Origin of the sequence: Dickeya oryzae (assembly GCF_020406815.2) — a bacterium.
Classification (GTDB): domain Bacteria; phylum Pseudomonadota; class Gammaproteobacteria; order Enterobacterales; family Enterobacteriaceae; genus Dickeya; species Dickeya oryzae.
Genome location: NZ_CP162670.1, coordinates 1633287 through 1643735, shown reverse-complemented (window position 1 = coordinate 1643735; position 10449 = coordinate 1633287). Strand labels below are relative to the sequence as shown.

General features: G+C 51.0%; 8 protein-coding genes. 3 read left to right on the top strand and 5 right to left on the bottom strand.

What is annotated here, in order from left to right; genetic code table 11:
- The first annotated feature begins 3 nt into the window (after positions 1 to 3).
- Positions 4 to 1020 (top strand): S66 peptidase family protein, encoded by a 1017-nt coding sequence (locus LF929_RS07100; RefSeq protein ID WP_210174214.1) that lies wholly within the window; start codon positions 4 to 6, stop codon positions 1018 to 1020.
- Here LF929_RS07100 and LF929_RS07095 read toward each other — a convergent pair.
- Positions 1011 to 1895: a LysR family transcriptional regulator gene (locus LF929_RS07095; protein WP_226093294.1), complete on the bottom strand. Its 885-nt coding sequence runs from the start codon at positions 1893 to 1895 to the stop codon at positions 1011 to 1013. The genes LF929_RS07100 and LF929_RS07095 overlap by 10 nt on opposite strands.
- Before the next feature lie 360 nt (positions 1896 to 2255).
- On the opposite strand from LF929_RS07095, the gene LF929_RS07090 reads away from it, so the two are divergent.
- Both LF929_RS07090 and LF929_RS07085 read left to right on the top strand, forming a co-directional pair.
- On the top strand, positions 2256 to 3431 hold the full coding sequence (locus LF929_RS07090; protein ID WP_226093295.1) for a pyridoxal phosphate-dependent aminotransferase: 1176 nt from the start codon (positions 2256 to 2258) through the stop codon (positions 3429 to 3431).
- A gap of 188 nt (positions 3432 to 3619) precedes the next feature.
- The gene (locus tag LF929_RS07085) at positions 3620 to 4396 is read left to right on the top strand and encodes a transporter substrate-binding domain-containing protein (protein WP_038904979.1); all 777 of its coding nucleotides are present in this window, start codon (positions 3620 to 3622) and stop codon (positions 4394 to 4396) included.
- A 111-nt stretch (positions 4397 to 4507) separates the two neighbouring features.
- Here LF929_RS07085 and LF929_RS07080 read toward each other — a convergent pair whose 3' ends face one another.
- The 4 genes from LF929_RS07080 to LF929_RS07065 form a co-directional block, all read right to left on the bottom strand.
- On the bottom strand, positions 4508 to 6760 hold the full coding sequence (locus tag LF929_RS07080; protein WP_226093296.1) for a hypothetical protein: 2253 nt from the start codon (positions 6758 to 6760) through the stop codon (positions 4508 to 4510).
- A gap of 58 nt (positions 6761 to 6818) precedes the next feature.
- The gene (locus LF929_RS07075; RefSeq protein ID WP_226093297.1) at positions 6819 to 8030 is read right to left on the bottom strand and encodes a hypothetical protein; all 1212 of its coding nucleotides are present in this window, start codon (positions 8028 to 8030) and stop codon (positions 6819 to 6821) included.
- Positions 8031 to 8066: 36 nt separating this feature from the next.
- A complete protein-coding gene (locus LF929_RS07070) occupies positions 8067 to 8927 on the bottom strand; it encodes a hypothetical protein (protein ID WP_226093298.1) in 861 nt (286 codons plus the stop codon).
- A gap of 180 nt (positions 8928 to 9107) precedes the next feature.
- Positions 9108 to 10262 (bottom strand): hypothetical protein, encoded by a 1155-nt coding sequence (locus LF929_RS07065; RefSeq protein WP_226093299.1) that lies wholly within the window; start codon positions 10260 to 10262, stop codon positions 9108 to 9110.
- Positions 10263 to 10449 lie beyond the last annotated feature (187 nt).

Here is a 10449-nt window from a genome sequence, read left to right as displayed (position 1 = left end):
TTCATGCCGCATACCCTGTTACTGCCCCCACCGTTGCATCCGGGCGACACCATCGGTTTTTTCTCGCCTTCTTCACCGGCAACGCACTTCGCTCCGGCCCGTTTTGAGCGGGCAAAAGCCTTTCTCCAACAGCACAGTTACCGCCTGCGTGCCGGTTCGCTAACCGGTAAAAGCGATTACTACCGTTCCGGCAGTATTGCCGCTCGTGCTGACGAACTGAATACGCTGATTCGCGATCCGGCGGTACGCTGCATCATGTCGACTATCGGGGGTAACAACAGCAACGCACTGCTGCCCTATCTCGACTACGACGCACTGCGCCGGGACCCAAAAATCATCATCGGTTACTCCGACGTAACCGCGTTATTACTGGGTATTTATGCCCGTACCGGATTGGTGACGTTTTACGGCCCTGCGCTGGTGGCCTCGTTTGGCGAATTCCCACCGTTAGTAGACGAGACCTTTTCCAGTTTCGTTGCACTGACCAGCTCAGTGCAGCCCAGCCAAACATACGCTCCGCCATCACGCTGGACCGACGAACGGGTGGACTGGAACCAGCAGTCACGAGCCAAAACCACCCGGCCCAACCAGTGGCGTTTTGAGGGGAGCGGTTTGTATCAGGGGCGGCTTATCGGTGGCAATCTCAACACCATGGCCGGGATTTGGGGCAGCCCGTTTATGCCGAAAATTAATGAGGGCGACATTCTGCTGCTGGAAGACTCGCTTAAGGACATCGCCACCGTAGAGCGCGCCTTTGCGCACCTGAAACTTTGCGGTGTGTTTGACCGGGTAGCCGCCGTGATCCTGGGTAAACACGAATTGTTCGATGACAAGGGCAGTGGCCGTGATTCGTTAACCGTATTACGCGAGGTGCTTAATGGACAACCGCTGCCGGTACTGGCAGATTTTGACTGCTGCCATACCCACCCGATGTTAACAATGCCACTCGGGGTACAGGTCAGCGTCGATTTCGACGCAGGCCAGGTCCGGCTGTGTGAACCCTGGCTACATCAGCCTTGATCCGTCGATAAACACGCGGTGAAGCTGGTCAGAAAATCCGTCAGCCATTCCGGCTGAGTACCGGGCCGGTGCACCAGATAATAGGCAGCCCCTGTCCTCACCGTGCCGCTGAAGGGCATCACCAACCGCTGGCGGCGGAGATCTTCCGCTACCAGCGTCACATCGGCAATTGCAATCCCAAACCCTTGAATCGCGGCACTGATCGCTAAATCCATCGTATCGAACTGCTGATGGCGACGTATCATCTGCTCGCTGATGCTCTGCGTTTTTAGCCACAATTTCCAGTCGCGCTGATCCTGGGTGGGATGCAGTAACGTCAACCGTGACAGTTGCTCCGGCATCAGTGTCGTCTGCCCGGCTGACAACAAGTGCGGTGCCAGCACTGGCGAGAGTACCTCATCGAACAGTTTGCCGTCGTGTTGCACTGGCGCGGTATGTGGCGCAAACACCACCGCCACATCGAAGTCCTCATGGCGAAAATCGACCCCATGTTCGGTGGTGGTGGTCAAGGCAACATGGATATCCGGCCGCGACTGCTCCAGCAGCATCAGGTGCGACACCAGCCAGCGCATGGCGCAGGTCGGCGCTTTCATGCGGATAGAGCGCCCTTCACGCACCTGATCGGTGACCCGAAACAGTTGCTCGAACACCTCACGGACTTCTGGCAGTAACTGGTTGCCCTGCGGGGTGAGCCGCAAGCCGCGCGCATGCCGCTGAAACAGGGCAAACCCCAGCCACGCTTCCAGTGACGCGATTTGGCGGCTTACCGCTCCCTGGGTCACAAACAGTTCCTCTGCCGCCCGGGTGAAATTGAGATGGCGAGCGGTGACCACAAACGCGTGTAGTGCATTGAGCGGTGGAATACGTTTATTCATGTTCAGCAATGCCCTTTAACCGGTAGCCATAAGTAAATCGATTACATAACTATGCAAAAAGAACGGCACCGCCACTGACCTGTTCATCCGGCATCGCTGGTGCTAATGGCCGCTCATTTCATCAGGCATGCAGCTCGTCATCACAGCAACTTATCGCTGAAAGAGGATAAAATCACCAGGAACAGCCTCAAGCCATGCATTTTTCTCATGGCTATTATGACAACAATTCGATTGTGGTACTACTACCGGCAACGTCTAATGCATGAATAGTTATTCATTTATTACGTTTTGACGTACTGTGTTATCAACGTCTCGTGTTACTAACGTACGAGTATTAACGGCAACCCACGGAGATCACGTATGCCGATTCACACCCCGGTGCGCTTTAGTTCCAAATTGCCGGATGTAGGAACCACCATCTTCACCGTCATTGGTCAGTTATCCAGCCAGCATAACGCCATTAACCTGTCACAAGGCGCACCCAGTTTTCCCTGTTCTCCCGAGTTGATCGCCGGGGTGACACGTGCCATGACCGCAGGCCATAACCAGTACGCATCGATGTCCGGGCTGGTATCGCTCAAAGAGGTCGTGGCAGAAAAAGTGCGGCGTTTGTACGGCCAACATTATGACGCCGGGCAAGAAGTAACCATCACCGCCAGCGCCAGCGAAGGGCTCTACTCCGCTATTTCTGCGTTGGTACACCCGGGCGATGAGGTCATTTATTTCGAACCCTCCTTTGACAGCTACGCGCCGATAGTGCGGCTGCAAGGCGCGACACCGGTTGCACTGAAACTGGCGTTACCGGGTTTTAGCATTAATTGGGATGAAGTGCAGGCCGCCATCACGTCACGCACCCGCATGATTATCATCAACTCGCCCCATAACCCGAGTGGTCAGGTGCTGAGTGCCGATGATCTGGCGCAACTGGCACGCCTGACGCGCAACACCGATATCGTGATCCTGTCTGATGAAGTCTACGAACACGTGGTCTTTGACGGACAACAGCACCACAGCATGGCAACCCACAGCGAGCTGGCGGCGCGCAGTGTGATTGTCTCCTCGTTTGGCAAGACGTTTCACGTCACCGGCTGGCGCGTCGGTTACTGTCTGGCCCCGGCAGCGCTGATGGATGAGATCCTCAAAATCCACCAGTTTATGATGTTCTCCGCCGACACACCGATGCAGTATGCCTTTGCCGAGTACATGGCAGACCCCGCTACCTATCTGTCGTTGGGGCAGTTCTATCAGCAAAAACGCGATCTGCTCACGCAAGCGTTGCAGGATAGTCCCTTTGAGCTGCTGCCTTCCGCCGGTTCCTTCTTCATGCTGGCCAGCTTCGCGCATTTCAGCGATGAGAGCGACAGCGATATCGTCAAACGACTGATTGTCGAGCACGGTGTGGCGACTATTCCACTCTCGGCGTTTTACACCGATGGTACGGATAATAAATTAATTCGTCTTTCCTTCTCTAAAGATGACGCTACGCTACTGGCGGGTGCAAAAGCCTTGTGTCAGGTAACAGGCTCACGCCGTTAATCGGCCATGACGTACCAGCCATGCGCCATGCTGTGTGCAATACAGCCGTATGCAACAACGGTGTGATGAAAAGAGAGACAGCAGTACCTGACTGGCACCTGAAGATTACTGTTGTTTGATGATGGCGATTTGAACATTACATATTGATAACACTACTGATTGATGATTCACCGGAGATCGTTCCCACTATGAAAAAACTAAGCATACTGATGTTGTCACTGGGGTTGTTGTCTTCTTCCGTTGCACTGGCGCAAACTGAATTGCGTTTCGGTCTGGAAGCGGAATACCCGCCGTTTGAGAGTAAAAACGCCAAAGGGCAACTGGAAGGGTTCGATATCGATCTGGGCAACGCCATTTGTAAGGCCGGTAACTTCAAATGCAGTTGGGTAGAAACCTCCTTTGACGCCCTGATCCCGGCACTGCAGGCCAAAAAATTCGACGCTATTAACTCCGCGATGAACATCACGGAGAAACGTAAAGAAGCGATCGACTTCACCCAGCCTATCTACCGTATTCCGACACAATTAGTCGGCAAACCCAATACTGGTCTGGCTCCGACGGCCGAAGCGCTGAAAGGCAAAAATATCGGTGTGTTGCAGGGTTCGATTCAGGAAGTGTATGCCAAAGCGCATTGGGAGCCGAAAGGCGTGACAGTGACAAGCTATAAAGATCAAAACCTGGCATACGACGATCTGGCAGCAGGCCGTCTGGACGGTACGCTGGTAATGGCAGCGGCAGGCCAGTCTGGTTTCCTGGATAAACCGGAAGGCAAAGGCTTCGCCTTTATCGGCGGGCCGGTAGAAGACACCTCGATTCTCGGCAGCGGCATCGGTTTTGGCCTGCGTAAAGGTGATGAGGCCTTGAAAGCCGAACTGGACAAGGCTATCAAACAAGTGAAAGACGACGGCACCGTCGAGAAACTGGCGAAACAATACTTCCCCGGTTTCGACGTACGAGTGCAATAACGGTTGTTATCACCGACTCATGCACTGAAAGACAGCTATAACATGACAAAGCCCGCATCCGATGATGCGGGCTTTGTGGCATTTAACAAACCAAACCCGGAAAGATGCCTGTTACGGCAACGGTAAATCCTTCAACCGGCCGGGATGTTGTTTGACGATATCCCAAGGTATGACAGCCCAGTCGGCGTTGTGACACTCTGGTGCTAATCCAGTCATAGCCTCAGGCAGGAAATGAATGCCTTGCGGGGTCAAATACCATTCCGGCGCTCCCCATGATGCTGATTCGCCATAACTGCAAGTCTCACCATCCACCTGAAAGTCATCTCTCATTTGCTTGGGATAACGCTTACTGAATAGTTCAACCAGCCAGTCGGTAAAATTCTCATCGAGATACTGACTGTCTTTGGTTCCTGTCGTTTGATCAGGAATCGGTGATTCGGCGACCCACAGGATATCGGCCAGTGTCAGTGGCTTTGCATCACTGCTGCGTAGCGTACTCGCCCTTGTGTACACTTCGCGCCCGACATCTGCGCACATAGTATCCACATCAATGGTATAGCTAACAACAGATGGCGACAGCAGACGTAATGAAAACTCCGGCGAAAGAACGTCTTTGCCATTGCTGAACATCTCACAACGTTGAAAAAGCGCAGCCTGCTCCCAAAGGCTGTCGATCAGTTTTGCATTTAAACGGGCACGTTGCTCGGGGGTGTAACCAGAAACCAGTTGAGCTGTCAGTACATTACTTAGCGGATCCTGCCACCACTCCACTTCATACCCATTAATCACCTCTTTTTTCACCTGTCGAGGTTCCGCCTTCTGGTTACGTACATAGTCATAGTGAGAACGTGCATAAAGGCTTTGCATAAACACTGATGATGGTGCCGTTACCGACAACGGATGCAGCATGACCTTCGCCGTCTTCCCTTTACCATCACGCCATTCTCCCTGCCAGCCCTGATTATCCACAGTATGCAATGTCAGTTCAGGAAGCTCGGTATCGTCATCTTCATCACGGTACTTTTGACTAATCACTTCGCTTAATGCCAACTGCCCGTCAGTATGGCGATCCCCTGACAATTCCCGATCATGCAGCGTACGCGTGGAAAAATAGCGCCCTGCTACAGAGTTTTTAGCATCGATATTCAGTTCCAGAACGATACTGTCATCACCCAACGTGCCGCTGAAAAGCTGCGGCTCGGCGTGGTCCGAAGTAGTTACAACGCCTGGTAAATCCTTCAACCGGCCGGGATGTTGTTTGACGATATCCCAGGGCAGGATTTCCCAGCCGGAACCTTTACACAGCGACGTAAAATTAGAAGTCATGGTCTGAAAATAGATGCCTTTGGGTGTCAGGCTCCAGGGCGCGTTCGCCCACACTTCCGTTGAACTGTAATCACAGACATCGTCGCTTTCATCATCCGTTGCCGCGGTCTGTTTCGGATAAAGCCGGGCAAACTCAGCCGCCAGCCATGTCGGTAAGGTGTCCTGCAAATACGCATCAGGGATAGCTGAGGCATCAGGTACTGGCGACGTGTCTACCCACATCAGATCAGAGAGTGTCAGCCAGCTTGCATTTGAGACTTGCAAAATATGGGGTGACACGTCCATATAGCTATGCGCACCGCCGCAGTCTCTGACATCGGACACCACGTAGCTGATCAACGTCTCTGACAACAGACTAATTTTCACCTTGTCGTCCGAGTGTTCACACTGAGCAACAGCCAAGACTGTGCGCCAGAAGCTGTCTCGTAGTGCGGTATTCAGTGCAACAAGTCTTTCTGCCGGATAACCCGAGGTTAACTGGAACATCGATATTTTAGCGTTCGGTTCCTGCCACCACTCCACGTTATAACCATTGACGACACCTTGTTTGACCATCACCGGCTCAGCCGTTGCACGCAGCAGATAGTCATAAGGCGAGACTTGGTAGAGTGACTGCATAAAGGGCGACAATCCGGCGGTAGCTATCGGTGCTACTGGTGACAGTACCACAGTGAGCGGTGCCCCCTGCCCCTGACGCCACTCGCCCTGCCAGCCGTTATTATCGGCAGGTTGTAACGTGATGACCGGGCTGTTGGTGGGCTTTGCCTCAGCATCAGCCTCGTCGTCATTCTCCAACGCATCTACATCGACATTCAGCGTCAACTGCCCTTGCTTGCTGCGCTGACCATTAATATGGTGAGTCACTCGCTCTGGGGTGGTGAAATAGCGACTCTCCACACGCCCATCGACGTTAACATCCAACTCCATCACCACCGGCGTTGTCCCCAGCGTGCCGTTATATACTACGGGTGTCGCTTGCACGCTTGCCGACAGTAGCCCCATCCCCAGAATCCCTGCAATAAAACAGATGCTTTTCATATGATAAACATGTCTCTTTTATAATTTGATAAAAGCAGCCCCCTGGTGCGACCCAGACTTAAGGCAGCACCAGTTCACCGTTCTGAACCTCTACTGACGGGTGATTTTTTACAAATGACCAGGGTAATAACGCCCATGAGTGATAGACGATATGACTAATATCGCTGCCGTTCGGCATGTTGGCATAGAAGCGCAGGCCTTTAGCCGTTGCGAACCAGTTCTTGTCAACTTGGGACCAGTTATCAAACTCAGGGAATAGAAGAACGTCTGATCTGGCTACCAGTTCATCCCGATGCAATGTCACCAGTTGCTTATACAACCATCTTGGTAGCGCACGATCAAAATCGGCATACAGCAACTGATACTCTCCGGCTGCGTTATTCTCCCCTATTGATAACAATTGAGACAATGCGACAGGTTTGGCTGTACGGGTGGAGAGCGTTTGCGTTTTTATCCAAAAGATTTGATCTTTATCGTTACCTTGTTCCAGATCATCGTGTCCCTCCTCATACCGGATAATAACCTTACAGTCTTGATGATGTATCTGATTGATATAACTAACCAGCGATGCGGAGAGCAGGGTTATCTGAATCCGTTGTGTCAGATAACCTTCATTATCAACACACGCCTGCTGTTTCAGCATGGTTTTCCACCATTCTTGCTGTAAGGTACGGTTCAGTGCCGCCATTGTTTCCGGTGAATAACCGCTGACAAACTGAAACACTCTCACCCGCGTCTGCGGATTCTGCCACCATGCCAGTCGATATCCCCACATATCCCTTTCACCAAGGAACTCCATCGGCTGGTTTTGCCATAGCAGGTAGTCATAGAGCGAAATATCCAACAACCCTTGCTTCACGGTCTGTGTGTTATCGACAGTGACATCCACGTTGGATAGCCGTACCAAATTGACCGGAAGGCGCTGCCCATTCGGTTGACGCCATTCACCCTGCCAGCCCTGTTTTTCTTTATTCGGACGCAACACCATATGATGCCGTTTATTCAGCGCATCATCGCTAATTGAACTGTCCAACTGACTATCCGGCACCACAATCAGCGATTCATCGTCCATTCCCTCAATCCAGGCCGTCAGAACGCGGTTTTTATGATCCTGTACATCAAAGAAACGCCCTGTCCCCAGTGCATCACCAAGCGTTAACTCCAGCACGACATTGGCATTCCCTATCGTCCCACGATAAACATCCGCCCACACACGTTGGGTTAAGGCCAGTAACCCCAGCGCCAGCACCATAAACGTAATACGTTTCATTATCCAATCCTTGCGGTTTATATTTATAACTTGTGTTTATGGCATCACCTGATGCGTCAGCCGTCCGGGAGTTGTCTTCACCAAGCTCCACGGCAGCACCGCCCACCCATCGTCACTACAGGTTTTAGGACGATCCGCGCTCGGATAAAAACGGATGCCTTCCGGCGTCAACGACCACAAATCCTCACTCCATTCTTCAAACCGATATGCGCAAGATTCATCACTCATCTGGCGGGGATAAAGCGTATTTAACTGCGTTATAATCCAGTCGGTAAGGATGACCCCGTGGTAAGTATCAAAGGACTGGTTACGTGTGATATCTGAAGGGGGCGCATTTAGCATCAGGACATCGTCGATCGAAAGCTTTCTGGCATCCTGCACTAACAGCGTGCTGGCAGAAAAAAAGGTGTCTGGTACATCGCCATTACAGGAGCGCACTTCTTTTTTCAGATAACTGATCACCGAGGGTGTCATTAAGGTGAACGACCATTCTGTGCGATCCCCCCATGGGGATTGTCCCTTTTGCGTCTTAGACAGTTTTTGATACGACGCCTGGCACGCTTTTTTAGCTTCTGCGCTCATAAACATGTCAGCATTCAATACGTTATTAAGCCGTGTACGCTGATTAGGTGTATAGCCAGAAGCAATTTGCGGGTACGTCATACCTGTCAATGGATCACTCCACCAGACAATATCATAACCGTTGATATTCTCTTGTTTTGCCACTTTCAGGTCGGTATTGGCATAACGCTCGTAAGTGTCAGGCTCTGACCAATAGAGCCATTGTTTAAAAGGCGAAGCCTGTGAAGAGGGGGCAGGGGCGTCGGCAAACGCGCAGGTCATTACCATCGCCAAGCCAGCCACCACCATCCTTGCATTTTTGATTAATAGCATCATATGACATTAACAAATTAAGGGGCAGGCACGTTATTTAACGCTCATCACATACCGGCGTAAAAATAAAAACGTGCCTGAAAATCGCGGTTATTTCATGAATGCCGTTCACCTATCAGCAACCTGAAACAGACCGCACCGTTATGCAGGTGTGACACCGATATCGTTATCACACCGGTGTATTCAGGGAACCATCACATACTGGAGCCGACCAGGATATTGGTTCACAATGTGCCAGGGCACAACTTCCCACCCTTCGTCATCGCACACGTCCGTACCATCTGGCCTTAGCGGCTTAAAATAAATACCTTCCGGGGTGAGGGACCAACGAGTGTTTGCCCAGGTTTGTGTTGCGGTGTAGTCACAGCCTTGTCCAGACGCCCCGGATGTTCGGGTCATTTTAGCTGGATACAATTGGGTAAACTGGCCTTTTAACCACTCAGGGAGGCGCTTTTGTAAATCCCATTCACCATTATCATCGCCATTATCATAATGATCATTCACCACCGGTACTGGGAGGTCATCAAGCCAGAGCAGATCAGATAAGCTAAATTCTGCGCTTGAGTTTCTGATACTCAATGTATGAGTAAATACTTTGATTTGGGATTGTGAATCATCCGGGCACTGAAATTTTCCCGTCAGGGTATAACTGACGGCGTTTGGCGACAGCAAACCAATTTTTACTTTCAAATCCTTTTCATTGCTACAGATACTCATCTCGGACAAGGTACGCCAAAAAATATCACGCAACGCTTCATTCAATTGATTACGCTGCTCGACTGGATAACCCGATGTCACCTGGAACATGGAGTAATGGGTAAGCGGGTCTTGCCACCACTCAATAGCGTACTCCCCTACTTTGCCTTGCTTAACCATTTTAGGCTCGTATCCCTGCTGAAAAAAGGCATAGAACCATGAGTTGTTATAGACCGACTTCATAAACGGGGAAGCCCCCGCTACCTTACCTTCGCCAGGAAAATCCGTCATGGGCAATAACGTCACCGCGATCGGTGCAGCATTATTTTCACGAAATTCACCGTACAACTTATTACCAAAAGACCCCTTAAGATTTAATGTTTGCTCCGCCGTTGCGTTAGCATCATCTGCACGATGGCCAAGTTTCAAGGAAATTTTCCATGAGTTATCGTCTTCTTTCGCTTCTTCTGATTCTTCTGATTCTTCTGATTCTTTATTCGTTCCAGAAAGTGGGCGCATGACATGCTCGTCAGGGGAAAAATAGCGCCCTTCTTCTATCCCATAGTCTGGGCCAACAACTAATTCCATAACTATCGGGGTATTGCCAATCTTACCTTCATAGTAATAATGATCTAACGGCATGAGAGCCATACTCCTCGTACAGACAACACCCAGCGCCAGCACCACTATCCTTGAGGCTAATGTTAATAATTTCATATTAAATAAACAGATAAGAAAGAAAGCCGATACTATAACTGAAATAGATTAAGCATCGAAATCAAAAAATGGTGCGCATTTTATCAGGAGAATAAAAAAGTGCGGTATATCC

Coding starts and splice junctions, on each gene's coding strand:
- LF929_RS07100 (WP_210174214.1), top strand. CDS start 4: ATGCCGCATACCCTGTTACTGCCCCCACCGTTGCATCCGGGCGACACC.
- LF929_RS07095 (WP_226093294.1), bottom strand. CDS start 1,895: ATGAATAAACGTATTCCACCGCTCAATGCACTACACGCGTTTGTGGTC.
- LF929_RS07090 (WP_226093295.1), top strand. CDS start 2,256: ATGCCGATTCACACCCCGGTGCGCTTTAGTTCCAAATTGCCGGATGTA.
- LF929_RS07085 (WP_038904979.1), top strand. CDS start 3,620: ATGAAAAAACTAAGCATACTGATGTTGTCACTGGGGTTGTTGTCTTCT.
- LF929_RS07080 (WP_226093296.1), bottom strand. CDS start 6,760: ATGAAAAGCATCTGTTTTATTGCAGGGATTCTGGGGATGGGGCTACTG.
- LF929_RS07075 (WP_226093297.1), bottom strand. CDS start 8,030: ATGAAACGTATTACGTTTATGGTGCTGGCGCTGGGGTTACTGGCCTTA.
- LF929_RS07070 (WP_226093298.1), bottom strand. CDS start 8,927: ATGATGCTATTAATCAAAAATGCAAGGATGGTGGTGGCTGGCTTGGCG.
- LF929_RS07065 (WP_226093299.1), bottom strand. CDS start 10,262: ATGCCGTTAGATCATTATTACTATGAAGGTAAGATTGGCAATACCCCG.